At 43.4% G+C, this 26,545-nt stretch carries 23 protein-coding genes and 6 tRNA genes; 18 read left to right on the top strand and 11 right to left on the bottom strand.

Annotation, left to right across the window (positions count from 1 at the left end):
* Window positions 1–11 precede the first annotated feature (11 nt).
* Window positions 12–1,721, bottom strand: a complete 1,710-nt coding sequence (locus L1D44_RS20660) for a S16 family serine protease (protein ID WP_239893099.1) — start codon at window positions 1,719–1,721, stop codon at window positions 12–14.
* 241 nt (window positions 1,722–1,962) lie between these two features.
* On the opposite strand from L1D44_RS20660, the gene L1D44_RS20655 reads away from it, so the two are divergent.
* The 13 genes from L1D44_RS20655 (at window position 1,963) to rplY (ending at window position 9,913) form a co-directional block, all read left to right on the top strand.
* Window positions 1,963–2,053: transfer RNA gene (locus tag L1D44_RS20655), tRNA-Ser, on the top strand.
* Window positions 2,054–2,270: 217 nt separating this feature from the next.
* The gene (uvrY, locus tag L1D44_RS20650; RefSeq protein WP_220769668.1) at window positions 2,271–2,915 is read left to right on the top strand and encodes a UvrY/SirA/GacA family response regulator transcription factor; all 645 of its coding nucleotides are present in this window, start codon (window positions 2,271–2,273) and stop codon (window positions 2,913–2,915) included.
* Between the two features lie 18 nt (window positions 2,916–2,933).
* On the top strand, window positions 2,934–4,763 hold the full coding sequence (gene uvrC / locus L1D44_RS20645) for an excinuclease ABC subunit UvrC (RefSeq protein WP_239893098.1): 1,830 nt from the start codon (window positions 2,934–2,936) through the stop codon (window positions 4,761–4,763).
* A gap of 47 nt (window positions 4,764–4,810) precedes the next feature.
* On the top strand, window positions 4,811–5,359 hold the full coding sequence (gene pgsA / locus L1D44_RS20640) for a CDP-diacylglycerol--glycerol-3-phosphate 3-phosphatidyltransferase (RefSeq protein ID WP_239893097.1): 549 nt from the start codon (window positions 4,811–4,813) through the stop codon (window positions 5,357–5,359).
* A gap of 152 nt (window positions 5,360–5,511) precedes the next feature.
* A tRNA-Gly gene (locus tag L1D44_RS20635) sits at window positions 5,512–5,587 on the top strand.
* Window positions 5,588–5,599: 12 nt separating this feature from the next.
* A tRNA-Cys gene (locus L1D44_RS20630) sits at window positions 5,600–5,673 on the top strand.
* A 28-nt stretch (window positions 5,674–5,701) separates the two neighbouring features.
* Window positions 5,702–5,777: transfer RNA gene (locus L1D44_RS20625), tRNA-Gly, on the top strand.
* A 12-nt stretch (window positions 5,778–5,789) separates the two neighbouring features.
* Window positions 5,790–5,863: transfer RNA gene (locus L1D44_RS20620), tRNA-Cys, on the top strand.
* Between the two features lie 84 nt (window positions 5,864–5,947).
* Window positions 5,948–6,033: transfer RNA gene (locus L1D44_RS20615), tRNA-Leu, on the top strand.
* A 661-nt stretch (window positions 6,034–6,694) separates the two neighbouring features.
* A complete protein-coding gene (locus L1D44_RS20610; RefSeq protein ID WP_239893096.1) occupies window positions 6,695–7,264 on the top strand; it encodes a prepilin-type N-terminal cleavage/methylation domain-containing protein in 570 nt (189 codons plus the stop codon).
* Window positions 7,265–7,439: 175 nt separating this feature from the next.
* A complete protein-coding gene (locus L1D44_RS20605) occupies window positions 7,440–8,795 on the top strand; it encodes a L,D-transpeptidase family protein (RefSeq protein ID WP_239893095.1) in 1,356 nt (451 codons plus the stop codon).
* A 135-nt stretch (window positions 8,796–8,930) separates the two neighbouring features.
* Window positions 8,931–9,479 carry a DUF882 domain-containing protein gene (locus L1D44_RS20600; protein ID WP_239893094.1) on the top strand — a complete coding sequence of 183 codons (549 nt, stop codon included), beginning with the start codon at window positions 8,931–8,933 and terminating at the stop codon, window positions 9,477–9,479.
* Window positions 9,480–9,625: 146 nt separating this feature from the next.
* Entirely contained in the window at window positions 9,626–9,913 is a 288-nt protein-coding gene (gene rplY, locus L1D44_RS20595) for a 50S ribosomal protein L25 (protein WP_220769674.1), read from the top strand.
* 73 nt (window positions 9,914–9,986) lie between these two features.
* Here the strand turns inward: rplY and L1D44_RS20590 are convergent, their stop codons facing one another.
* From L1D44_RS20590 to sodB, 4 genes are all read right to left on the bottom strand, one after another.
* Window positions 9,987–11,504, bottom strand: a complete 1,518-nt coding sequence (locus L1D44_RS20590; protein ID WP_239893093.1) for a SpoVR family protein — start codon at window positions 11,502–11,504, stop codon at window positions 9,987–9,989.
* Window positions 11,505–11,513: 9 nt separating this feature from the next.
* Entirely contained in the window at window positions 11,514–12,782 is a 1,269-nt protein-coding gene (locus tag L1D44_RS20585) for a YeaH/YhbH family protein (RefSeq protein ID WP_220769676.1), read from the bottom strand.
* A gap of 50 nt (window positions 12,783–12,832) precedes the next feature.
* Window positions 12,833–14,767, bottom strand: a complete 1,935-nt coding sequence (locus tag L1D44_RS20580) for a PrkA family serine protein kinase (RefSeq protein ID WP_220769677.1) — start codon at window positions 14,765–14,767, stop codon at window positions 12,833–12,835.
* 228 nt (window positions 14,768–14,995) lie between these two features.
* Window positions 14,996–15,580 (bottom strand): superoxide dismutase [Fe], encoded by a 585-nt coding sequence (gene sodB / locus L1D44_RS20575; protein WP_220769678.1) that lies wholly within the window; start codon window positions 15,578–15,580, stop codon window positions 14,996–14,998.
* A gap of 224 nt (window positions 15,581–15,804) precedes the next feature.
* On the opposite strand from sodB, the gene L1D44_RS20570 reads away from it, so the two are divergent.
* Window positions 15,805–16,146 carry a Grx4 family monothiol glutaredoxin gene (locus L1D44_RS20570; RefSeq protein WP_202722041.1) on the top strand — a complete coding sequence of 114 codons (342 nt, stop codon included), beginning with the start codon at window positions 15,805–15,807 and terminating at the stop codon, window positions 16,144–16,146.
* Window positions 16,147–16,227: 81 nt separating this feature from the next.
* On the opposite strand, the gene L1D44_RS20565 is transcribed toward L1D44_RS20570, so the two are convergent.
* Window positions 16,228–17,484, bottom strand: a complete 1,257-nt coding sequence (locus L1D44_RS20565) for a uracil-xanthine permease family protein (RefSeq protein ID WP_239893092.1) — start codon at window positions 17,482–17,484, stop codon at window positions 16,228–16,230.
* 176 nt (window positions 17,485–17,660) lie between these two features.
* On the opposite strand from L1D44_RS20565, the gene L1D44_RS20560 reads away from it, so the two are divergent.
* Window positions 17,661–18,773, top strand: coding sequence for a DUF2066 domain-containing protein (locus tag L1D44_RS20560; protein WP_239893091.1), 1,113 nt, complete (start codon window positions 17,661–17,663; stop codon window positions 18,771–18,773).
* 73 nt (window positions 18,774–18,846) lie between these two features.
* Entirely contained in the window at window positions 18,847–19,557 is a 711-nt protein-coding gene (gene hda / locus L1D44_RS20555; protein WP_239893090.1) for a DnaA inactivator Hda, read from the top strand.
* 75 nt (window positions 19,558–19,632) lie between these two features.
* Here the strand turns inward: hda and L1D44_RS20550 are convergent, their stop codons facing one another.
* From L1D44_RS20550 to L1D44_RS20535, 4 genes are all read right to left on the bottom strand, one after another.
* Complete coding sequence (locus L1D44_RS20550; protein ID WP_239893089.1) at window positions 19,633–21,564, bottom strand: hypothetical protein; 1,932 nt, start codon at window positions 21,562–21,564, stop codon at window positions 19,633–19,635.
* Between the two features lie 173 nt (window positions 21,565–21,737).
* Window positions 21,738–22,109: a DUF2069 domain-containing protein gene (locus L1D44_RS20545; protein ID WP_239893088.1), complete on the bottom strand. Its 372-nt coding sequence runs from the start codon at window positions 22,107–22,109 to the stop codon at window positions 21,738–21,740.
* A 12-nt stretch (window positions 22,110–22,121) separates the two neighbouring features.
* Window positions 22,122–22,472 (bottom strand): arsenate reductase (glutaredoxin), encoded by a 351-nt coding sequence (gene arsC, locus L1D44_RS20540; RefSeq protein WP_239893087.1) that lies wholly within the window; start codon window positions 22,470–22,472, stop codon window positions 22,122–22,124.
* Between the two features lie 73 nt (window positions 22,473–22,545).
* Window positions 22,546–24,006, bottom strand: coding sequence for a M48 family metalloprotease (locus tag L1D44_RS20535; protein ID WP_239893086.1), 1,461 nt, complete (start codon window positions 24,004–24,006; stop codon window positions 22,546–22,548).
* 111 nt (window positions 24,007–24,117) lie between these two features.
* Between L1D44_RS20535 and L1D44_RS20530 the strand changes: the two genes are divergently transcribed.
* Together L1D44_RS20530 and L1D44_RS20525 are read left to right on the top strand one after the other, a co-directional pair.
* Complete coding sequence (locus L1D44_RS20530; RefSeq protein ID WP_239893085.1) at window positions 24,118–24,333, top strand: sulfurtransferase TusA family protein; 216 nt, start codon at window positions 24,118–24,120, stop codon at window positions 24,331–24,333.
* Between the two features lie 89 nt (window positions 24,334–24,422).
* Complete coding sequence (locus tag L1D44_RS20525; RefSeq protein ID WP_239893084.1) at window positions 24,423–25,532, top strand: AI-2E family transporter; 1,110 nt, start codon at window positions 24,423–24,425, stop codon at window positions 25,530–25,532.
* 64 nt (window positions 25,533–25,596) lie between these two features.
* On the opposite strand, the gene L1D44_RS20520 is transcribed toward L1D44_RS20525, so the two are convergent.
* Window positions 25,597–26,487, bottom strand: a complete 891-nt coding sequence (locus L1D44_RS20520) for a LysR family transcriptional regulator ArgP (RefSeq protein ID WP_239893083.1) — start codon at window positions 26,485–26,487, stop codon at window positions 25,597–25,599.
* Window positions 26,488–26,545 lie beyond the last annotated feature (58 nt).

Below are 26,545 nucleotides of genomic sequence, written 5' to 3'. Positions count from 1 at the left end.
AACAACTCCGATCAGCTGGAAAATCCTAATTTTTCGATCAATCTTGCAAAAAGGCTCTTCTCTTCCTCTTGATAGCCCGCTAAGTTTTCTAAGCGTGATTGCACTAAGCCATAGAGTGAGTCATCTGGAAATTGGTTGTCTTCATCGGCAGTGCCAGCTTGTGTTTGCATCAAGATCTCGACGGCCTCGTCAATATGCTTCACTTGATATAAGGTGAACTTACCAGCAGTGATGGCTTCGACCACATCGTGATGTAAATTGAGTTGCTGCATGTTAGAGCTAGGAATGATTACACCTTGCTGACCAGTCAGTCCTCGACGTTTACAAAGCTTAAAGAAGCCTTCAATTTTCTCGTTAACGCCACCAATGGCTTGGACATTACCAAATTGGTCAATAGCGCCCGTTGCAGCTAAACTCTGTTTAATTGGTTTCTCTGAAATAGCTGAAATTAAACAACAATATTCAGCAAGAGACGCACTGTCACCATCGATCTCTTGGTAGGACTGTTCAAATACAATATTGGCGTTGAGGTGCAGCGGGGCATCTTTACCAAAGATCCGATAGAGGCAGGCCGAGAGGATCATCATTCCCTTTGCGTGAATATTTCCGCCTAATTCCGACTTGCGCTCAATATCGGCTACCTCACCATCACCATAATGAACAGATGCGGTAATTCTCGCAGGTTCACCGTAACTAAACTCTGCGTTTTCAACCACGGTTAGGCCATTAATCTGACCTATGATTTCATCTTGGGTAGGTAGGTTGATAAAGAGATCATCAAAATTCTGCTCTGAGAGCTTTTCTGAGGCATTATGGCGCTGGTTAATCATACCAATGCTGTGTAGTAGCACCTGTTCAGAGACCTCAAGGCTTTGAGCATAAGCTTTGGCTTGAGCCAACAACTGTTCTATATTTACCGCCATTAGGCTAAGGCGCTGCTGATGATCCGCGAGCTTTGAGCTGTATTGCAACAGCAATAGCAGCGCAGAGCGCGTTAGCGTGATATTAAGATCATTAAATATGTGGGCTAGCCATTGGCAGTAATCCAATGCGGTATGCTCAGACAGATCCATCTCATTGAGTAATTCGCCAAGCAGAGGGAAGTGGCGCGAGAAGCTCGGTTCGCCTAACCAGCAACTACCATATTGGTGGCTTGAGCCAATTAAGATTACTTTACATTTAAATGCGACAGCTGGCAGCTGTGAGTGGACGTGATAGGATTGCTTATCGAGTATTTCGAGTAGTAGATCCCACAGGTTCTCTTTTTTCCATAATGAGTCGGCACAGATGAACAGATAGTGGCAACTGGCAAGCAGGCCAGCCTCATAGGTCTGTGTTTCGCTATTATAACGTCCAATGAGATCGGCTTTGCGTATAGATCCCGATAGATATTGATATTGATGAGTCTTAGTCGCAAGCATTTTGTTTTGCTGCTCTTTATGCTCAACCCAGGTGGTGGTGTTATCTTCATCAAGAATTAAGCTTGATGTCGGGAACTGCCCTTGCTCTTTAACTAAAGCATTGATAATTCGCTTTCGATTACAACCAAAGTAATCGGCCAAATACATATGCTGATTATCGGTTTCGGTAAGTAAGCGAAATGCATCTAGGCTTCGCTCTTGACCGAGTAAATCTGCCTTAGGACTTGAGATGAACGCTTGTTCAGCAGCAAGATTGAAACTTGGAGTAAGAGCAGAAACAGGAATAACGTTTGAGTTCATAAAAGTGCATGTCTAGTTTTAGTAGGGAGATACTAGCACATTTTTAAGCAAGCTTTGCCAGTTACCGCTTTGGCGCTATATTTGAACTCGAAGGTGTGATGAAGTTGTCGTTTAATTAGTCTGTAGCGACTATGGCAGCATGCATATCGGCCAATAGTTGAGCGCTAGCGTCAGCCAGAGTATTTTTTTGCTGGGAATGGGTTTACATCACTAAAGGAAACGCATAATATTTACGGCGTTCGGAGAGATGGCAGAGTGGTCGAATGCACCGGTCTTGAAAACCGGCATGGGTTTGTAGCCCATCTAGGGTTCAAATCCCTATCTCTCCGCCACATTCAGAAAAGGCAGCCCAAAAGGCTGCCTTTTTGCATTCTAGTCCATGTAAGTTATTGAAAAGGATTGGTATCTTTAGCTATACCTCAGAGTCATATCTGTTAAATTTTACTTTCTATATGCAGTTAGATGCGATAAATTAACCTTTATAACATTATCGATTTGGAGTCTGATAATTCCCAGACTTTAAGTTGAACAGCGAAAGGTAAGGCGACTTTGATCTCTGTATATTTAGTTGATGACCACGAGTTAGTCAGAACAGGCATTCGGCGGATCCTCGAAGACGAGCGTGGCATTAAAGTCGTGGGGGAAGCGGGAGACGGCGAAACCGCTGTTCAGTGGTGCCGCAAGAATGAAGCCGATGTGATTTTGATGGATATGAACATGCCTGGCATCGGTGGCTTAGAAGCGACACGTAAGATCCTTCGTTTTCAAGCACATGCAAAAATTATTGTGCTCACCATTCATACTGAAGATCCTTTTCCAACCAAAGTGATGCAAGCCGGTGCATCTGGCTACCTGACCAAAGGGGCAACCTCTCCAGAAGTATTGCAGGCAATCAGACAGGTGGCACATGGTCAGCGGTACTTGTCGCCAGAAATTGCGCAGCAGATGGCATTGAGTCAGTTTAACCAATCTGAAGATAATCCATTTAAGTCACTATCGGAAAGAGAACTGCAGATCATGTTGATGATCACTAATGGCGAAAAAGTGAGTGAGATCTCTGAGCAGTTAAATTTGAGTCCAAAAACAGTCAACAGTTATCGCTACCGTTTATTCGCTAAATTGGGCATTGGTGGAGATGTAGAGCTGACTCGCTTGGCTATTCGATATAAAATGTTGGATACAGGACAATTCTAAACAGCTAGCCTCTAACTTATGTCTGATGCGTTTAATGCCGAACAATTTTTAAAGACTGTTACATCGTCATCCGGTGTATACCGGATGTATGATGACAAAGATGTTGTCATTTATGTGGGGAAAGCTAAAGATTTAAAGAAACGACTTTCCTCCTACTTTCGTAAAAATTTAACCAATGTTAAGACTCAGGCATTGGTGTCCCATATTGCAAATATCGATGTCACTGTGACCCATAGTGAAACCGATGCCTTGATCCTCGAAAATGACTATATCAAGCAGTACATGCCTAAATACAACGTACTGCTGCGTGACGATAAGTCTTATCCTTATATCCTTTTGAGTAACCATAAACATCCACGTTTGGCGTACCATCGTGGTGCTAAGCGTGATAAGGGGCAGTACTTCGGCCCGTACCCTAATGGCGGCGCGGTACGAGAAAGTCTCCATTTGATGCAGAAAATCTTCCCGATAAGGCAATGTGATGATCTTTACTATAAGTCTCGTTCAAGGCCTTGCTTGCAATATCAGATTGGTCGATGCAGTGCGCCATGTGTGGACAAGGTATCACTAGAGGATTATCAGGAGCAGGTCAGACTCGCGACCCTGTTTTTAAAAGGTAAGAACCAACAAGTGATGTCGGTACTGGTTGATAAGATGGAGCTGGCTGCTAGCGAAATGCGTTATGAACAGGCGGCGCTCTATCGCGATCAAATTGCCGCTTTAAGGCGAGTCTCCGAGCAGCAAGAAGTATCGAACGCATCGGGTGATATGGATGTGATAGGTGCATATTATGCTTCTGGCGTTGCGTGTTTTCATCTGCTATTTATCCGAGAGGGCAAGATTTTCGGTAGCAGAAGTTATTACCCTAAGGTCCCAGTTAACACTGAAGTGTCTGAGGTGTTACGCTCATTTATGCTGCAATTCTATCTGAATTCGGATAGTCAGCGGTTAACGCCGAAAGAGATCTTAATCAGTGAACCATTTGATGAGAAAAATGAACTAGCTGATGCAATTCAAACCGCTCTAAACAAGAAAGTTGAGATAAAGACACAGGTACGAGGTGAGCGAGCAAGCTTTTTACGCTTGGCATTGACCAATGCTACCAATGCCGTTAATACGCGTCTTTCTCATAAAAATACCATCGAACAGCGCTTTCTTCTGCTAGAGGAAGCGATCGAGTCGACAAATCAAATTCAGCGCATGGAGTGTTTTGACATCAGTCATACCATGGGAGAGAGCACTGTAGCCTCCTGTGTGGTGTTTAATCGAGAGGGACCGAATAAAGCTGACTACAGACGCTATAATATTACTGGAATCACCCCAGGCGATGACTACGCTGCGATGAAGCAGGCGATAACTCGGCGTTTTGATAAAATAGGCAGTGGTGGCAAGGTTCCGGATATCCTGTTTATTGATGGCGGCATAGGGCAGTTACGAATCGCGCAGAAAATAGTGGATGAGAAGTTTGTCTCGCTGGACAATGCTCCAACTCTGATAGGTGTTGCAAAAGGAGAAGGGCGTAAGCCAGGCCTTGAAACACTGATCTACGGAGAGAACGAAGAGTCATTTACGCTTCCAGCGGATTCGGGCGCTTTGCACCTCATTCAACATATTCGTGACGAGTCCCATCGTTTTGCCATTACAGGCCACAGAAACAAGCGCCAGAAAACTCGCAACACCTCAAGCCTAGAGTCTATTGCGGGAGTTGGACCTAAGCGGCGTAAAGCCTTACTGCAATATTTAGGTGGTTTGCAAGAAGTTAAAGGGGCAAGTGTGTCTGAATTGGTAAAAGTGCCTGGTATTAGCTTAGAAATGGCACAAACGATACATGATGCATTGCGAGGGTAACAAAATTAAGGCAAGATTGGCGCTGCTTTTGAATATTAGGTTCTAAAATGCCGTTTAACATTCCTATTGCGTTAACATTGTTCAGGTTATTACTGTTACCTGTTTTTGTTGTACTTTTTTATATACCAGCACCTTGGTCTCCCTTTGCTGCTGCATTTGTGTTTTGGCTTGCAGCGGTAACAGATGCGTTAGATGGTTATGCCGCGAGAAAATTAAAGCAGTCGACTCGCTTTGGTGCTTTCCTCGATCCTGTTGCCGATAAAATCATGGTGACAACGGCGTTAGTCTTGTTAATTTCCGAATACAGTAATATTTGGCTGACACTACCAGCGTTATTCATGATTGGTCGCGAAATCGTGATCTCAGCATTACGTGAATGGATGGCGGAAATTGGCAAGAGAGGAGCCGTCGCAGTTTCTTGGATTGGCAAATATAAAACGGCTGCACAGATGATTGCTATCACCGGATTGATTTGGCAACCGAATGAACTGGTAACTTATGCTGCATTTGCGCTGTTTTATGTGGCTGCAGTTCTGACATTCTGGTCTATGGTCAGTTATATTTTAGCCGCATGGAAAGATTTAACGGCCGAATAGTCTGTTAAAACACCGATAAGATCAAATAGTGCGCAAACGATTTTTTATCTATAAATATAGCGTTGACTCTTCGAAGTAAATCGGTAGAATGCCATTCCGTAGTCAAGGGGAAGCGAACTAAGCAACGACTTGAATACAGTTTAAATTGAAATGCGACATTAGCTCAGTTGGTAGAGCGATACCTTGCCAAGGTATAGGTCATCGGTTCGAACCCGATATGTCGCTCCAATTTAAATATGTGGCGCGATGGCAGAATGGCTATGCTGCGGATTGCAAATCCGTCGATCTCGGTTCGACTCCGGGTCGCGCCTCCACAATTTAAGANACAGTTTAAATTGAAATGCGACATTAGCTCAGTTGGTAGAGCGATACCTTGCCAAGGTATAGGTCATCGGTTCGAACCCGATATGTCGCTCCAATTTAAATATGTGGCGCGATGGCAGAATGGCTATGCTGCGGATTGCAAATCCGTCGATCTCGGTTCGACTCCGGGTCGCGCCTCCACAATTTAAGAGTTTGGTGAGTTTGCTCAATAAAGAGCAAGCAGTATTAATACCGATAATACGTATCGTCAAAGTCAAAGAGTTTGCCCGTGTGGTGGAATCGGTAGACACAAGGGATTTAAAATCCCTCGCTGAATAAGCGTGCCAGTTCAAGTCTGGCCACGGGTACCAAATAACTCTCTCGTAGAGTTGCAGAGAAGCCTCGACAGTGTCGGGGCTTTTTTGTATCTGTTGTTTACGAAGAAAGCACAAGGGATTGCTTTTTATAAGAGCCGCCTCGCAGAGTAAGTGAACTAACTCAAGTCTGGCTACGGGTACCATCATTAAAGCCTCTGCATTAACGTGCGGAGGCTTTTTTGTATTTGTTGTTTACGAAGAAAGCACAAGGGATTGCTTTTTATAAGAGCCGCCTCGCAGAGTAAGTGAAATAACTCAAGTCCTGCCACGGGTACCATCTTCTTTTGAAGAGTGAATAAACCAGCCTAGAGCTGGTTTTTTAAGTTTGAATTCTGATATTTGAAAGAGAAGTACAAGGGATTTGTTTTATAACAGGTGCTTTGCAGAGCAAGAGCTGCAGCGCTAGTCTGGTCTTAGAACCACAGAACTCTCCTTTTAGGCTTTAAGTCACCATAAAATTCAGCCTAATGAGTCAAACCGACGGCATCACAGAGTTATGAAAACTGGGTTCCTAATTTAGCGTATTGCGATCTTTGACTGAAATCATAGAGAGAGGTCTTATCTCTAATGTTTTCACTAAACTTAATTAATCGTGAGTGACGAAACTGGATTTGAGAGTTATATTGTCCACGATCTCTTTGTAATGGATTTTCTTATGAAAGTATTAGCTAAAGGCTTTACCCTAATTGAGTTGGTGGTCGTTATCATCGTGTTAGGGATTTTAGCCGTTATCGCCGCCCCAAAATTTATTAACCTAAGCCAAGATGCTCATGATGCATCGATAAAAAGCGCCTTTGGTAGTTTTACGTCAGCAGTGAAGTTGTACCACAGCTGCTGGTTAACGTCGGGGAAGAGTGGCTATCAAGTGGATTTAGCCTGCTATGGTGATGGAACGCTTGACTCTTCAGTAACTGGCTACCCTCTGGGCAAGGATACTTCCGGGAGCAACGATGGTACTACACTACACGGGGAGTATTGCAAAGAGATCTGGCAAGGACTGCTAGATAATGATGAATATACACTCGTGAGTCATTCTGGAGATCCTTTTGCAAAAGGCAATGATATTGTTTATTGGTATCAGGGGGAGGATATCAGTTTACCTAATGGCTATTGCTATTATAACTATATTGCGGATAATCCAGTAAGAGGCAGTGAGAACTGGCGCTTACAATACTATCCTGGTTCGGGTAAGACTGAAATTGTCAGAAGTGTACTCGGTCCATAGTCCCGTAAAAATAGCTCTTTGATTCATAAGCTCCTCTTCAGCAGGAGCTTTTTTGTATCTTAATGCAGCTAAACTAATCAAAGCTTACAAACTTGGCGACTAATTTTTTGCCCCGTCATATACAAAACATAATTGTTTGCCATACTTTAAATGTTGAGTTTGATAGGGTGGTTAAATGCGGATTTTAAGTGTTACTTGCTATATAATTTTGTTATTTATGAGTTTTGTTTCATCTGCGAATGAGCGGATGCAGAGCGCTCAAAAACTTTTATATCAGCAGGTATCCATACTCGCCTTAGTCGATGATAGCAATAAGTTTAATCTTTATAAACAAGTGCTTTCCGAGCCAGAGTTATTTGAAGAACAACGGATAAACATCGAATCTGACATTGCCCAGTTTTGGTTACAACGTCAAATTCCCATTCGAAATAAAGTGCTGACTCGCACTGACGATCCCTTTATTAGAGCAATGGCTATAGAGCCCCAGTTGAGCGGCTATCTAGAGCTTCAAAATCGCATTCGTCACTTGCAGTGGCTAGCAGAGCAGGATTGGTGGCCAGAAATTGAATTGGAGCGGTTGATCCGCCCAGGTGATAATGACCCAATAATTCCTGATGTCGCACGACGTTTATGGCTTCTGGGCGATGCAAGGAATGCTGAAACTGATACAGATACATTAACTCCACCTATTGCTGATGCATTAAAACGGTTTCAATTACGTCATGGGCTTAAGACCGATTCGATTATAGGACCAGAAACGCTCAAATGGCTCAATGTCACTCCTGCACAACGAGCTTCAATTTTGGCTAAGAATTATATTCAACGCGCTGAATTTATGGCGCAAAGAGATGGTCGCTTCCTGATTATTAATATCCCAGCCTTTGAGATGAAACTATTTGATAATGGTGAAGTAGAATTATTTTCTCGGGTGATAGTTGGAAAGCCCTATAGGCCAACCCCGATCCTCAGTAGCGCGATTTCTAATGTGGTAATTAACCCAAGTTGGCGTGTACCTAAAAAAATTATGTATAACGATTTATTGCCACAAGTAAGAATTAATGGGAATTATATCGCAGAACGTAATTTCGATGTGTTTGATCGAAATAATAACCTGGTCGTGAGAACGCCCGAACAGTGGCGTGATTTAGCGAAGGGGCCATTTCCATTTAGGTTTGTTCAGCGACCAGGAAGTAATAATACGCTGGGGCGGTATAAATTCTACTTCCCAAATGAATTTAGTGTTTATCTGCATGATACTTCCGACCCTAACTTGTTTCAGCGTAGTAACAGGGCGCTTTCTTCTGGATGTATTAGAGTCGAGAATGTCGAAGGCTTGGCAAATTGGATGGCAGCAAACTTAGTTAAGGATAAGCAAACCTGGGTAGATAGGCATGCAGACAGAAAGCGAACCCAATGGTTCGCGCTGAACTCAACGCTTGATGTACATTTGGTGTATTGGACCGCTTGGATAGATGACTCCAATCAAGTGCAGTATAGAAATGATATCTATCAGATGCAGGCAGGCTCTTAACTTGCTGCATCTAGCGAGACACAAATCAACGACTTGTAAAGTAGTTGACACTAATTTAGCTCGATAGCTTGCTTTCTTGCATTTGGCAAGGTAGTTTTCCTGCCTGTTGTAGGAAAAGTAGTCAGTGGTGAAAGTGTGTCAGTAGTGTGTACCTCTCGTAGGCAATTATTATTAGGGTTAGGTGGCGTAGCGATGTTCTCAATGCTACCAACAAAAGCCCAAGCAAGTCGTTCAACTAAAGGGATTAGAAGTTTAGGTTTTTATAACAGACATACCGGTGAACGCGGGCAGGGAAGCTACTGGATAGATGGAAACTACCAAAGTGAAATTTTAACCGACTTTAGTCAGGTTCTTCGTGATCACCGACAAAATGAAGCTGCACCAATGGATAAGCGCCTGTTTGATTTCGCATATCAGTTAAGAGAGTCATTGAGTTTTAAAGATGAACTGCATGTGATTTCAGGGTATCGCTCGCCGAAAACCAATGCGATGCTCGCAAAACAGAGTAATGGCGTAGCCAAAAAAAGCTATCATATGAAAGGCATGGCATTAGATTTAGCGCTACCTGGAGTTAAGCTTGCCCATATTCGGGAAGCGGCTATCGAGCTTAAACTTGGTGGCGTTGGTTATTATCCGAAATCTGGTTTCGTTCATATCGATACTGGGCCAGTAAGACACTGGTGACGGTAGGTTAAACAAAGTTTTATTCTTGGTGTGATAATCTTTGTTAAGTGTAATCTTCTATGGTAAAATGCGCCCGCTTTTAGCAGGTCATGGTTGGTCGAAAATCGTGGCCGTTTATTTTATATATTTTATTAAGTGAGTTAAATATGTCTTACACTATTCCAGCACAAGTTCGCACAGAAATCGGGAAAGGTTCGAGCCGCCGCCTACGTCATGCGAAAAAAGTTCCTGGTGTTATCTACGGTCCAGGTAAAGAAGCTATCTCTATTGTTTTTGAACACAAAGACATCATCAACATCCAAGAGAACCAAGATTTCTACACTTCTGAGCTAACTATCGCTCTAGAAGGTAAAGACGTTAAAGTTCGCGTTCAAGACATGCAACGTCACGCATTCAAGCCAATGGTTGAACACGTTGACTTCAAATTCGCTTAATTTTTAAGTCAATTTGATAAAAGCGCCTTATTAGGCGCTTTTTTTATATCTAGGTTTTCGTGTATCACCTAAATCAAGGCGTTTCTGTGTTTTCTGGGCAGGATGCGATGATGTGGGATTTTCCATCATCATACTGCTCAAGCTTTACGTCAAAGCCCCACAGCCTGTGTAGATGTTTAACCACTTCATGGCAAGTATCAGCCAGTGGGATCCGACTGTTTGGTATGTACCTTAAGGTGATAGAGCGGTCACCGGTGATTTCGACATTCTGTACTTGAATATTGGGCTCTAAATTAGACAGGTTATACTGCTGTGATAGCTTTTGTCTGATCGCTTTATACCCCTCTTCATCGTGAATCGCCGAAACGCTGATGTGGTTTTTCCGATCATCATCTAAAACTGCAAATAGCTTAAACTGTCTGATGATATTAGGTGACAGATATTGGCTAATAAAACTCTCATCCTTAAAATTTTCCATGGCGAAGTGTAGGGTAGTTAACCAATCACTGCCTGCGATATCCGGAAACCACTGCCTATCTTCGTCGGTTGGGTTTTCACAGATCCGTCTAATATCGACAAACATATTAAAGCCTAATGCATAAGGATTTATACCGCTGTAATAGGGGCTATTATAGCTAGGCTGAGCAACGACATTAGTATGGCTTTGTAAAAACTCAAGCATGAAACGGTCGGTTACTAACCCCTCATCATAGAGATGATTGAGGATGGTATAGTGCCAAAATGTGGCCCAGCCTTCATTCATAACTTGAGTCTGTTTTTGTGGATAGAAGTATTGGCCCATCTTTCTGACAATTCGCACAATCTCTCGCTGCCATGGCTCAAGTAGAGGAGCATTCTTTTCAATAAAGTAAAGAATGTTCTCTTGCGGCTCAGACGGAAAATGCTTCGTATCCTCTTTTGCTTCTTCCTGAGGTTGATCTGGTATCGTGCGCCAAAGTTCGTTCACCTGACTTTGAAGATAAGCCTCTCTATCCTTTTGACGCATCTTCTCCTCTCTAAATGAGATTTCACTAGGGCGTTTATATCTATCGACACCGTAACTCATCAGTGCATGGCAGGAGTCGATAATCCCCTCCACTTTTTCTATGCCGTAAAGCTCTTCACATTCGCTGATATAATTTCTAGCGAATACTAAGTAGTCAATAATTGAACTGGCATCGGTCCATGTTTTGAATAGGTAGTTACCTTTAAAAAAACTGTTATGACCGAAACTCGCATGGGCCATCACCAGCGCCTGCATGGTGATGGTATTCTCTTCCATTAGATAGGCAATACAGGGATCAGAGTTGATGACAATTTCATAAGCGAGCCCCATTTGGCCGCGCTTATATCCCTGCTCCGTTTCGATAAAGCGTTTACCGAATGACCAATGTGTGTAGCCGATGGGCATACCAATACCCGCATACGCGTCCATCATTTGCTCTGCGGTAATGACCTCAATTTGGTTAGGGTAGGCATCTAATCGGTAAAAGTCAGCCACCCGTTCAATCTCAGTAAGGTAGGTCTGCAATAAGTCGAAGTTCCAATCTGGGCCATCGTCTAATGGTGTTTTTTTGTTTGGATTTTCCATAATCGCCCCCTAAACAGCCTGCTTTTTAAATAGCTCTCTAAATACTGGGTAGATATCTTCAGCTTGTTTTATATGTTGTACGGCAATATTGCTGTATGACTTCTGCAGATCCTCATATTCGCGCCAAAGTGTCTGATGGGCGCGGTTGGTGATCTCTATGTAGCTGAAATAGCGAACAACGGGCAGTAATTTCTTTTCTAATAGCTCATGACAAGAGGGGGAATCGTCAGCCCAATTATCACCGTCCGAAGCCTGAGCAGCATAAATGTTCCACTCGTTTTCGGGGTAACGCTTTTGCTGAATTTCATGCATCAATTTAAGTGCACTGGAAACTATGGTCCCACCCGTTTCTTGTGAATAGAAAAACTCGTGCTCATCCACCTCTTTAGCTTGGGTATGATGACGGATATACACCACTTCCAGATTCTTATAAGTTCGAGTCAAGAATAGATAGAGTAAAATATAGAAGCGTTTTGCCATATCTTTGGTCGCTTGATCCATGGAGCCCGATACATCCATCAAGCAGAACATAACCGCTTGGCTTGACGGTACTTCACGTTTGGCGAAATTGTTGTATCTAAGATCGAAGGTATCAATAAATGGGACTTTCTTAATACGCTGCTTAAGGTCGGCAATCTCTTCTTTGATGGCTAAAATACGTTCGGCCTTAGAGCCGGGAGTATTCTCTAGCAGCGCTAACTCCTGCTCTAGTTCGGTTAACTTGGCTTTTTTAGTCGAGGTCATCGCCGTTCTTCGAGCAAGCGATGAGCGAAGTGAGCGCACAATATTGATATTGGCTGGTACACCGTCATTGGTAAAACCTGCTCGATAAACTTGGTATTCAACCAGTTTATTTAATCGATTATTTTGAAGGTTTGGTAGTTCTAGATCTTCAAATAGAAGTTCCAAATATTCATCTTTTGAGATCTGAAATACAAAGTCATCTTGACCCTCTCCGGAGTCTGAAGCTTCACCTTGGCCAGCACCTTGACCTTGACCAGATGGCGGACGCTCGATTTGATCTCCCTTAGCAAATTTATCATTACCAGGGTGGACTCGCTCTCTAACGCCACCGTTACCTTGATGAAAAGTAGGCTCACTGATGTCTCTTGTAGGAATACTGATCTTCTCACCCTTGTCGACATCGGTAACACTACGGTGGGTGACGGCGTCACTAACGGCTTTTTTTATCTGCTTTTTATAGCGATTGATAAAGCGCTGTCGATTAACAGTACTCTTACCCTTAGAGTTTAACCTTCTATCAATGAAACTTGTCATGCGCACCTCCTAGCCAATTAGAAGGGGAGAAAATCTCCCCTTAGGGCTTTTTAAGAAGACTTTCTTACTCTCAAATACCACTCTGAAAGTAGTCTTACTTGTTTTTGGGTGTAGCCTTTTTCCATCATTCGATTGACAAAGTCATCATGCTTACGCTGATCATCTGTCGAAGTTTTGCCGTTGAAAGAGATAACTGGTAACAGATCTTCAGTGTTAGAGAACATCTTCTTCTCGATGACGGTTCTCAGCTTTTCGTAACTGGTCCACAGCGGGTTTGTGCCTTCGTTGTTTGCCCTTGCGCGTAAAACGAAGTTAACGATTTCATTTCTGAAGTCCTTTGGATTACTGATCCCGGCAGGCTTTTCGATTTTTTCAAGTTCAGAGTTCAACGCGGCTCTATCGAATAGCTGTCCTGTTTCAGGATCACGATACTCCTGATCTTGGATCCAGAAATCGGCGTAGGTGACGTAACGGTCGAAAATATTCTGACCATACTCAGAGTAAGACTCTAAATACGCAGTTTGGATCTCTTTACCTATAAACTCTACATATTTGGGGATAAGGTAACCTTTCAAAAACTCCAGATAGCGCTCTGCAGACTCTGATGGAAACTGCTCCTGCTCGATTTGACGTTCTAGCACATAAAATAGGTGCACTGGGTTTGCCGCAATTTCGGTGTGATCAAAGTTAAACACTCTGGAGAGGATCTTAAAGGCGAAGCGAGTCGATAATCCATGCATACCTTCGTCTACACCCGCATAGTCACGGTATTCTTGATAAGATTTAGCTTTAGGATCTGTGTCTTTTAAACTCTCACCGTCATATACCCGCATCTTAGAGTAAATAGACGAGTTTTCCGGTGCAACGACCCTAGAGAGCACACTAAATTGTGCCAAGGTTTCTAATGTACCTGGCGCACAAGGGGTATTTGCTAACTCTGAATTAGCAAGTAACTTCTGGTAGATCCGTACTTCTTCAGAAATTCTGAGGCAATAGGGCACTTTGACGATATAAACACGGTCAAGAAACGCCTCGTTGGTCTTGTTATTTCTAAAGGTCTGCCACTCAGACTCGTTAGAGTGCGCAAGAATAATACCGCTAAAGGGCAGGGCAGATAGCCCCTCAGTGCCGTTATAATTACCTTCCTGTGTCGCTGTCAACAGCGGGTGAAGTACCTTAATTGGGGCCTTGAACATCTCCACAAATTCCATCATCCCTTGATTGGCACGGCATAAGGCGCCAGAGTATGAATAAGCATCGGCGTCATGCTGGGCAAAGTGTTCGAGTTGACGAATATCGACCTTACCGACTAACGAAGAGATATCTTGGTTGTTTTCATCTCCAGGCTCGGTTTTCGCGATGGCTAACTGATCGAGAATTGAGGGATACACCTTAACAACTTTAAACTTGGAGATATCACCGCCAAATTCATGCAGGCGCTTTACAGCCCATGGTGACATGATGGTTTTGAGGTAGCGCTCAGGAATGCCATATTCTTGCTTTAGAATTTCCCCGTCTTCATCGATATTAAACAGACAGAAAGGGTGATCGTTTACTGGGCTACGTACGCCATCGGCCGTTAGCACATAGATGGGGACATTCTGCATTAATGCTTTGAGTTTTTCAGCCAGCGATGACTTACCACCACCTACAGGTCCAAGCAGGTAGAGGATCTGTTTTGATTCCTCTAACCCCTGAGCTGAGTGCTTTAAATAGGCGACAATTTGCTCTATGGCTTCTTCCATTCCGTAAAAGTCTTTAAATGCTGGATAGCGGGATATTAGACGGTTGGAAAATAATCGACTGAGAACAGGGTCTTTAGAGGTATCGATGAGCTCAGGCTCACCGATTGCCACCAATAACCGCTCTGCAGCAGAAGCATAGGCACTTCGGTCTTTCTTACAGATAGCTAAAAAGTCTTCTAATGAATATTCTTCATCAAGCTTCTTCTCATAGCGCTGTTGGTAATGCTCAAATATACTCATAATCGGCCCCCTGAAACGCAAAATTAGTAAGGTTAGAGGTAAACAAAGTTCGCCCCCTACCTTTAATGTTAGACGCAAAATGAGAGCTGTGTGGGAAAAAACTAAATAAAAACAATAAGAAATAGTTGCATTTGCAATTATTGCAGTTGAGATGAAGGGCTGTATTTTTAAGAAAGCAATAAAAAAGGAGCCCTAAGGCTCCTTTCATTTAATTGCAAAGTTAACAGCTTAACCTGCGAAGTTTGCGTTAACAAAATCCCAATTAACCAGCTCCCAGAAGTGTGCTAAATAGTCAGGGCGCACATTACGGTAATCGATGTAGTAGGCGTGTTCCCATACATCCACAGTCATGATTGGAGTAACACCTTCATCTGTAAGCGGAGTTGCCGCATTGCTTGTATTGACGATTGCTACAGTGCCATCGGCATTTTTTACAAGCCAAGTCCATGCGCTACCAAAGTTGTTAACTGCAGCATCGGTAAACTGAGCCTTGAATGCTTCGAATGAACCAAAGGCTGCGTTGATAGCGTCGGCAACAGGACCTGTCGCTTCGCCGCCACCGTTTGGTGATAGACAGTTCCAGTAGAAAGTGTGGTTCCAGATTTGAGCTGCGTTATTGAAGATACCACCAGTAGAGGTCTTGATGATCTCTTCTAGGCTCTTCTGCTCAAGCTCTGTACCCTCAACTAAACCGTTAAGCTTAACAACATAAGTGTTGTGATGCTTACCGTAATGGAAGTTGATTGTTTCTTCCGAGATATGTGGCTCAAGTGCGTTCTTTGCGTACGGTAAAGCTGGTAATTCAAAAGCCATTTCTGTTCTCCATTAACTCTGGTTTGTTATTTTGTGTGTTCTTGCTCACTGCGGCACATTTTACCTAATAAACTTGTGAAGTGTATCATTGTTTATTCAAAAAGAGCGATTATCTTAATCGATTATTTCTATTGGTAATTACCCATGCAAAAAGTAGGTTTTTGTTCTGTGAAATACTGACGTACAATGTGGCGATTGTAGTGATGTTTAAATCAGGAAATAAAATGGAAACTGTAGATAAAATCAAGCAGCAAATTGCCGAAAATCCAATTATCGTTTACATGAAGGGTTCACCTAAGTTACCAAGCTGTGGTTTTTCTTCTCAGGTAGCACAGCTTATGATCAACTGTGAAGAGCAGTTTGCTTTCGTTGATATCCTTCAGCACCCGGATATCCGTGCCGAGTTACCAAAATACGCTAATTGGCCTACTTTTCCTCAGCTATGGGTAGAAGGTGAATTAATTGGTGGCTGTGACATTCTGACCGAAATGTATCAAAAAGGTGAGCTACAAACGCTTATCAAAGAAACAGCAGCAAAATTTAAGACTGAAGACGATCAAGCATAAGCTTTATTGTGTTACAGCTTTAAGTTAATAAAAAGCCCCTAATGATGAAATCAATAGGGGCTTTTTATCATTTAGCGGCCATTATGAAGATGAGTTAATTTTCTCTGCGATAATTTTCTCATGTGAGGCAGCATTATCTGGTAACAACAAGTTCATACCAATAGCCACGATACCGCAAAGGCTGATCCCCGTTAAGCTAAACGAGCCTATACCAAAGGCCATCCCACCGATACCGAACACTAATGTTACGCCGACGATACTTAGGTTACGTGGCTCATTCATATCAACGTGATTTTTAATTAGTGAGTTAAGACCGACTGCTGCAATTGAACCAAACAGTAGGCACATGATGCCACCCATAACAGGCACCGGAATTGTTTGCAGTAGTGCACCTAGCTTGCCAACAAAAGAGAACAAAATTGCGGTAATTGCGGTCCAAGTCATCACAACTGGGTTAAAGTTTTTAGTCAGTGTGACTGCACCAGTGACTTCACTATAGGTTGTATTTGGCGGCCCACCAAATGCAGAGGCTGCTATGGTTGCAACGCCGTCACCGGCGAGTGTGCGGTGTAACCCTGGTTTTTTAAGATAATCTTTTCCTGTGACGTTTGAGATAGCGAGGATATCGCCGATGTGCTCGACCGCTGGCGCGATTGCTACCGGGATCATAAATAAAATGGCATGCCAGTTAAATTCAGGAGCGACGAAGTTTGGCATCGCAATCCATGCAGCGTCTCTAACAGGAGTAAAGTCAACAATGCCGTAAGCAAGGCTTAAGCCATATCCAACAGATATACCAGCAAGGATAGGCATTAACTTTAGTAAGCCTTTAGCGAAAATAGCTACGGCTATGGTAGTGATGAGCGAGGCAAGTGATATAAACAACGCAACGTTTTGTTCAACAAGCATTAGGCTACCGTCACCGCTCTTTCCTACAGCCATATTAACGGCAACAGGAGCGAGGCCTAAACCGATAACTATGATGACAGGGCCGACTACAACAGGTGGTAGGAGGCGTTTAATAAAACCGCCACCTCTGACTTTTATAATTGATGCCAAAATAACATAGACCAGACCTGCAGCCATTAAGCCACCCATTGTCGATGGGATCCCCCAAGTCTGTACGCCATACATAATGGGCGCGATAAACGCGAAAGATGAAGCTAGAAAGATAGGGATTTGACGCTTTGTAATCAATTGGAACAGTAGGGTACCAATACCGGCGGTAAAGAGTGCAACGTTTGTATCTAAGCCCGTAAGAAGGGGCATCAATACAAGGGAGCCAAAGGCGACAAACAGCATCTGCGCACCCTGCAAAGGCATCATTAGTTTTTTCATTCTTTTTCTCTTAATTTTATGTAAACCTATCAATGATAACTGTTTTCGGTAGCAAGGTGTGTGAACCCTGTCGGAAAGTGTGAATCGGTTTGTGGTGGTCTGGTGGTTTTTACTCGGCCTAAAGCAAAAAATATGTGGTACAATTTTGCCTATTGAGTCGTCCTTGAATCTTAAACATGTTGAAATTCATATTAGGTATTTTTGTTATTTTTCCGTTTCTTGCGAGTCTATCTGCAGCTGTACATGCTGCAGATGTCAATTCGCTTGATGAAGCCGCAGTCTCAATTGAGTCAAGAGCCACAACGCTAAGAAGTGAGGGGATTAAGCAGGCCTTTGAAGCTGTGATCTTGAAAAACTCAGGCACACAGGCAGCTTTAACTAATCCATTAGTTCAAAAACAGTTAAAGAGCGCCAGCTCGTTAATGACTCAATATGGTTATTTTGAAGATGCCGGTGAACTGTATCTTAAGGTGAACTTTGACCATAAGCGCATTATTCGACTACTGAGAGAGGCGGGCTTACCTGTGTGGGGGAAACAACGACCCCTAACCTTAGTTTGGCTAGTTATTAACGAAAATGGAGATCGTGAAATATTAAGTGACGGCGCAGCCTCATCAAGTCGTAACACATTTGACTCTGAGTCATCGAGCCGCGCAGTCCCTTTGCTTTTTCCATTGATGGATCTTGATGACTCAATGAAGGTGGGGGTGAATGATATTCGAGGACGTTTCACCGATAACGTTGCTAATGCCTCGTTAAGATATCAGGCAAATTATTTTTTAATGGCGACAATCGAACCCCAAGGGGCAGTGTATCAGTATCAGATGGGGCTTTACCCTAGAGAAAAAGATCCACAGGCACTGCAAATGACATCGCTTATTAATAGTAGTGGCGAGGCAGCGACCATTGAAGATGCTGTTACCGCGATAGTAGCTGCAACCAGTGAATATTATGTTGGTCAGTATGCGATTGCCGATTCTGGAGAGCGTAACACGACTAAAATAGCCTTTGTTGATGTAACGGATATCAAGCAGCTTGTGGTGATCGAGCGCTACCTTGCTCAATTAAGTGCGATTAAGTCGGCCAGTATAGCCAGTATTCAAGGCCAGAGAGTAGAGTTTAACCTAGCACTATTTGGCGATGAAGCCGATCTACATAGGCTACTGTCTCTGGATCCTCAAGTTGGAACCTTTGAGTCAAATAATCAGCAAAACCAGGGATATTCCTCGGTAGAGGCGATAGAAGCCTCTCAGAAAGAGACACAGATCTATTATTGGAAAGGGCAATAGCTCCCAATCACGGGACACACATGCTACCATGTGTGTCTAATATAGAAATATTGCGCCATTGAGAAGTACCTGAGTGAAGTCAAACTCTCCTTTACAATTATCACTGCCAGTTCATCTACCTGATGATGAAACTTTCAATAGTTATTATCCAGCAGCGGGTAATGACGAGCTTATTCAAAGTTTACAAGATTGTGCAGAGGGCAAGTCGGATGGTGCTGTATTTTTATGGGGCCCAGAAAAATCTGGACGCACCCATCTTATGCACGCCGCCTGTGCCCATGCTAACGATCTCGGTCGAAGTAGTTTCTATATTCCCCTTGGGATCCATGCGAGTATCTCTACCGCATTATTGGAAGGTCTAGAAAAATTGGATTTGGTCTGTATCGATGATGTCGATGCGATTGCAGGACACCCTCTTTGGGAAGAAGCGATATTTGATCTTTACAATCGAATTGCAGAACAGAAAACTTGTGCGTTAGTCGTAAGTGCAAGTGTTTCACCGAGTGACAGCGGTTTTTCATTGCCGGATCTCGTGTCTCGTATGCAATGGGGGCTTAATTATCAGCTGCAGCCTATGGCTGATGATGAAAAGCTTGCCGCACTGCAGCGCAGAGCGGCTATGCGGGGCTTGCAGCTTCCGGAAGATGTTGGACGTTTTCTACTAAATCGTTTAGCACGAGATTTAAGAACGTTATTTGATGTCCTAGATAGGCTCGATAAAGCCTCTATGGTTCACCAACGAAAATTGACAATCCCTTTCATTAAAGAGATGTTGCGCCTTTAGCTCCATTGATTCGTCGAATAAAAAAGCCCAGATAATCATCTGGGCTTTCTGTTTTAAGTGTTGTTATTCAGTCGTCTAATCCACGGGTTTTATATGCCTATCACCGCTTAAACGTAATTCAGGAGAATAATTTTTCTGAGGTGCGGCTCTATTTTGTTGTGGGCTACTAGTGGGGGAGATGGCTAAGTTTTCAGACCAAGACTGACCCTGCTTCATCTCAATTGGAGCAGGTAAGCCACTGACTAAAGAGAGCGCATTAAGTTCAGGCATCATCTGGTCGATGACAAATACAGCGCGGCTCTCGAGTTTTATATCGCCAATCCGCCCGCGTTGTCCCCAGTCGACGGTGATACTACTCGCTGTCGGATTATCAGGCTTGTCGGTTACTGCGACATCTCGTTGTATTGCGTATCGATAACTCATCAAAGCTTCTTCGAATAACATTGCCGCATCTTCCCGTCTTGTGGAGTAGGCATAGTAGTCTGTGGCGCGGTCCGGTGAAAAGAAGCTACTGATATCGCTGGCAATATAGGATTTTTGGGTGTCGTTAGCGGTTTCGCCCTTAAAGCTGACTTCGGCCAAACTTGCCATCTCTTGGCTGGCAAGGGGATAAAGTATTTCCAGTTGATCGGAGATCAGCTGTTTTGCATCGCTTCGGCGGAGGTAATCATCGAGTAGTGTCGGCCCAGATAAACTTGCGTGTATGCTTCGGGGAAAAAAGTCATTTGCGTGTGCCAACTCATGGTAGAGCAATGAGGCTAAATCCGGCATCATCTCTTGAGCTGTTCGATCTGTACGTACGCTCCTTGGCACTACATATGAGGTATAGCTGTTATTCTTTACATAGCGCCAAGGCATTAAGAAGTTTAACTCATTACCAAAACCACTACGGTAATCAGGGGCTTCGTTTATGGTGTCACGTTCCTCTGCTAATAGCCAAAGATCGTTTGGATCTAAATATATTGCCCCAGTGAGTACCCAGTAAAAGGAGGGGCGGACATCATAACTAATCACAATGGCAGTTACCGATTGTAACAGAGTGGCGAAATCGCTGTTGGGATCGAGATTTTCAAGAAAGTACTCGAAGTTCTGCCCCATCCACTGATGTGATACTAATACTCTGTCCAATATTGCCTGGGTGTCGATACTGGCTTCCTGGCCGATTAATGGAAGACGAGATATGCTACAACTTTGCTGAAGCTGATTGGAGTACACACAGGCTTGTAAGTCATCTTTATAGGGGGAGTTATCATTATAGGCGAAGGTTTTTGCCACTCTTTCATCAAAGTACTGGGAGGTGATGGCATCTTCTTGAGTGATCAAAAGTAGTACATCATCGCTAACGGACTGACCGTCTATAATGGCCGATACTCTCAGAGTCGATAGAGTGTCCTCGCTAACGCTTGGGGCGGTAAACAAGGCTTTTTCTGGACTGCTAATGTCAACATCAACATCCGGACCTGCCGCTATACACCAGCTAATTTGGGAAGGAGGATTGACATCGGGGGTATCGATTCTAAAGCTGACTGAATTACCTTCACTGGCTTGATGATCTACTCGCGCGGCAAGTTGGGCGGAACCAGCCGCATCTATGCTTATTTCAATTGATTCTAAATAAGATGTTTGGCTGCCAACTGCAGTCACTTCAAACTTATAGTTACCACTTTCACTGGCAGTAAAAGCCAAAACCGGGCTTTTACTGCTTTTTAAAATGAGGTTGGGGCCGCTGGTTTGAGTCCAATTGAATTGATAGTCTGAGACCTTTTTTCCCTTGAGTGTCGCGATGACAGCTGCGGGTTGACCGGCATGGTAATTGGCCTCGGTAATAAAGGTTAAATCGGACGAGGTGTTGATAGGATTGTTCAGGGATTGAGTATCACAGCGCACTAAGCCATCGGGTACAACAGGCGGCGGAGTGACTATATCGCCATTAGAGCTGTCGCCGCTTCCACCGCAGCCTGTTAGGCCAATGGCACTTATCAATAGGTAACTTAAGGATCGTTGCATGAATTTATCCTTTTTTATTGTTTTTATTGCTGGCTAAGTAGGCAATATAGCACGGCAATTGTTGCGCAAACAAAGGATAGTTTAATGAATTGTTATGTCGTGTCGGCGAGATAATAGCGATTCGCAATTGAGAAATGAAGGCGAGACGAAGCTCGTCTTCATTATCGAATTATTTAACTTTTCTTTTTCTTTAATCCAAGACCAAGTTCACGTCCGCGGATCCGTGCATAAAAAGGAAAGCCAATAAGTAGGCTAGCGATAAGCAGACACTCAATAACGGCGAACAGGGTATCAGTTTCAGTTACATAGACTAAGGTCAGTCCATGTAGCATATATAGGCATAGAATAAAGCTCGCCCAGGCATAGGTATAGGGCTTGCCTGTTAGGATCCCTTTTATGGGGAGTAATAGCGGTATTAGCCAGAGTAGACTAAATAGCATTGAATATTCGCCAGTTAGCCCTTGGCGTATGAACCATGTCCCTAACAACATGACCAATGCCACATAACCCGTGCGGCAAAGCTTAAATAGGGTAGTTGAGTTCATGATAGCCCTCACTTATAAAATAGAGAGTACATTTTCTGGAGGTCGGCCAATCGCGGCCTTATTATTTGCCAATACAATAGGGCGCTCAATAAGCTTTGGTGTTGTGATCATAGCCTGAATTAGCTGTTCATCGCTTAGCGCTGCATCGGCTAAACCTAACTCTTTATACTCAGTTTCTTTGACTCGCATTAGCGCCCTAGGAGCAATATCGAGTTTAGTCAATATATCGGTAAGTTCTGCAGAGGAAACGGGGGTTTTTAAATACTCAACAATATGAATGTTACAGTTATTCTCTTCTAGTAAGGCTAGAGTTTGGCGGCTTTTTGAACATCTTGGGTTGTGATAAATAGTAACGTTTGTCATATGCATTTTATTGTTATTGAAAGTTGTGACCATGATACTTTATTTTGTGATCATAGTCACAACCAAACTGGTGTTATTGTAATTGTTCTAAGGCTCTATCTGCCTGTCTAAACTGCCGGATCCGTGCTTCAATTCTCGCCAGTTGCAGCGCATCACCTTTGGACGCTTTATAAGCAAAATTGAGCTGGTCGATAGCTGTCTTGTAATCAGCTACGAGTGCCAAAGACTCCGCTTTTACGAAGTGTTCCATCGCCTTGTTACCATTCTTCTTGTAGGCTTCGTTCAGTAAGAAGTAGGGCAGCTGATTTTGTTTATCAAGAAAGATAAGCTCCTCAAGCAAAGGTATAGCCTTATTGACTTGATTATCTTCAATGTAGACGTTTGCAAGGTTGGTATTAACAACTTGAGAGGTCGGTTTCAACTGCTTCTGGGCTAATAACAGAGAAATGGCTTCCTTTTGTGCTCCTCTTTGGCTAAGCAGATCGGTTTTAGTATCGATAAAAAACAGATTGTTGGGGCTCTTAGCTAATAACTCATCGATGATTTTTTCTGATTCGTCATATTTCTTTAGCCTAAACAAGGCCAACGCCTTGCCATATAGAGCCGCGCTCTTAAATGTATAGCGATGATGCTTGAGCTGTTTATCAAAGATAGAAAGTGCTGCTTGCTCACTGTATCCAGAAAATCTTACCTGAATTCGAGCCTTAGCCAGCTGGAAATTAAGGTTATCGGGGATCTGTCTATGGGGGTATTGCTGAGCTCTAATCCGAGCCTCTGAGATCCGCGATTCAGGTAAGGGGTGAGTCAGTAGCATTTGTGGTGGTTTAGTGGTGAACCGATATCGAGTTGCAAGCTTACCGAAAAAATCTGAGGCACCATTGGGGTCAAATCCAGCATCGACCATGACTTGCATGCCGATCCGATCAGCTTCTTTCTCATGCAAGCGAGTGTAGTTGATTTTTGACTGCGTCGCTAAAGCCTGAGTTGTTGCTAATGCAGCCATACCCGCCTGAGGGGATGCAATCGTTAATAAGATTGCACCGAGCATACCGGCAATCGTGGCTGGCGAAGTTTTTTGTTGTGCCTCAATTGAACGTGCGAGATGTCTCTGAGTAACGTGAGTGATTTCGTGACCCAGAACGGAGGCTAGTTCACTTTCGGTATCAGCATTAAGAAATAAGCCAGTATGTACTCCGACATGACCACCGAAAAAAGCAAATGCGTTGATCTCATCGTTTCTTAATAAGAAAAAATAGAAGGGGGTTTTTACACCTGTTGCATGAGCAACCAATTTATTACCTAACTCAGTTAGGTATTGGTTTAACACTGGATCATTAAGCATGGGGGCGGAGCCGCGGATCACTCGCATATAAGCGTCACCGACTTCGGTTTCCTTTTCCAAGCTAAAGGTATTAACAGCGGCTGTGCCTAAGTCTGGTAAGTCGTTATTGGCATAAGTGGCTGCTGAGCTTGTACATAAAATAAAAGACAGGGCACCAGCGATAACGGATTGTGATAAAGTTGATTTACTCAAGCGGATCCTTATTTTGGGCTATGCTTCTGTTATTAGCAATTTACAATGCTTGCTTGTGGTTTGCGTTGCTTATTAGGATAATAGCCTTAGATTGGTTATAGCAAGTTCATTATGATTATTATTGATTTAACGCCATATCGTTGTCCGCTGCCGCTTGTTAAAGTCAAACTGGCTCTCAAGCAACTTTCAACAGGCGACAGCATTCGTGTTGTATTATCTGACCCCGGTTCTAGGCAAGATGTTCCCCGTTACCTGAAAAAAGCGGGTTATTGCCATATTGTTGAACAAGATAATGACAGCATTTTGTCTATAACCGTGTCCAAGTAAAAGAGACTTTATACAGTTTTACATTGAGTGAAATATGATTTTAACGATGGCTGCAATTGTCAACTCAGTCGTCTAGCTAGGGAGTATGAATGTTATCTGTTTTAAGCCGTTGGTATAAAGAACGTTTTAGTGATCCGCAAGCTGTAACCTTAGTACTCATCTTAGTGGGCTTGGCGCTCGCAATATACTTTGCCGGTGGCTTATTAGCCCCATTATTGATCGCCTTGGTATTGGCATTTTTATTAGAGTGGCCAGTCGCTCAGATGGCCCGGATCGGGATCAATCGGCCTACAGCGGCCTCTTTAGTTCTTATACTGTTTATCGGTTTAATGCTGTTAATTAGTTTTGGCCTGGTACCGAGTATTTGGCGTCAGGGGGTTAGCTTGATGGCAGATTTACCGAGCATGATCGACAAAGGTCTTAACACCGCCCAGCTTTATATCAATCGATATCCCCAATTTGTGAACCCAAGTCAGCTAGACACCATGGTTGCAGAGCTTAAGAAGATGTTAGATACCCAGCATCTGCTGGATATCGGCAAGCAGATCTTAGGTTACTCTGCATCACTGTTGGTGCTCATGGTCTATGCGATTTTAATCCCTTTATTAGTGTTCTTCTTTTTAAAAGATAAAGATGAACTGATAAAAGGCAGTAAGCGCTTCTTTCCGACTAATCGTGATTTAGCCCGAAAAGTCTGGAACGAGATGCACCAACAGATTTTTAATTACATACGTGGAAAAGTTATCGAGATTGTTATCATCGGGGTGGTCAGTTATATCTTCTTCGCCCTAATGGATCTGCGTTATGCGGCACTGCTTGGAGTGTTAACTGGGCTGTCGGTTCTGATCCCCTATGTTGGTGCGACATTAGTGACCCTCCCTATAGCCTTAGTAGCATTTGTACAGTGGGGAATAAGTCCTGAGTTTGGCTATCTAATGGTGGGGTACGGGATTATTCAAGCACTAGATGGCAACGTATTAGTACCGCTTTTATTCTCAGATGCTGTCGATCTACATCCGGTATTTATTATTGCTGCAGTACTGATTTTTGGCGGTTTATGGGGCGTTTGGGGGGTGTTCTTTGCTATTCCGCTGGCGTCACTCGTCAAGGCCGTCATCAATGCTTGGCCAGTACCTCTTCAAATTGATGAGAATAAAGCTACGCCTCAGGAAGATGATAGATTACAAGACAGCAAGTAGTGTGTATCTGTGTGATAGAGGGGGCCATAGAGCCCCTTTTTACTGTGAGCTTGAAAGGGAAGTGTTAGCAGAGTAGTAGCTTTTTGGCGCTCGTGGCTAATGCACGGTAAATAATGCTGGTTTGCTTCGCCTTGATGTTCCAGTGTTGCCAATAAAGCGGTACCTGCATGCGTTTATGGGGGAAGATTTCTACTAACTCACCACTATCAAGAAGGGGTTTAGCCTGTAAGTGGGCCACTAAGCCATAACCTAGTCCCATTCTTATGGCTTCAAGAAAACTCTCGGATGAGGGAATTTTGTGCTCCCGCCAACTCTTGTCATTGATATCAAAGTAAAAGCTTAAGAACTTATCGTGAAGTTTATCTTTAGTTGAAAATACCACTGCGGGGGCGTGGGCAATATCATCAGTTGCTTTGTCTGATTGAAAATACTGCTCGATAAACGCCGGTGTCGCAACACATTGGTACTCCATATTACCAAGATATTCACTGCTGCAACCCGACAGGGCAATTTGTGTAGTTGTTACACAACCAACGGCTTCACCACTTTTTAATAGGTGGTGTGTGTAAGCTTCATCGTCAACAACAAGCTCTAATAACCATTTATGGTATTTAAAGGTTTCGGTTAGTGCAGGAAGGAACCAAGTCGCTAGACTATCGGCATTAACCGCTATTTTTACTATTGTGGGTAGGGAAGGATCGTCCACATCCATTTCAGATCGCAGTTCACTTTCAAGCAATTGTACCTGAGCATAATGTCTTAGGAGTCGTTTGCCGGTTTCAGTTGCGACTACAGGATTAGACCTAACGAGCAAGGCTTGACCGACTTTGTCTTCGAGCTGCTTGATCCGCTGAGATACCGCCGATTGACTGATAAACAGGTGCTGGGCGGCTTTATCGAATCCGCCTTGGGATACGACAATTGATAGGGCTTTTAGGTGTGCGTAATCAAACATCCTCAGTACCTTGTAGTAAATAACAACAGAGATAAGTTTTACTTATACATTATTAAAT

The sequence above is a fragment of the Shewanella sp. Isolate13 genome (genome assembly GCF_022398325.1).
GTDB lineage: Bacteria > Pseudomonadota > Gammaproteobacteria > Enterobacterales > Shewanellaceae > Shewanella.
The sequence above is the reverse complement of the archived record's forward strand: the minus strand, read 5'-3'. Positions and strand labels throughout refer to the sequence as shown.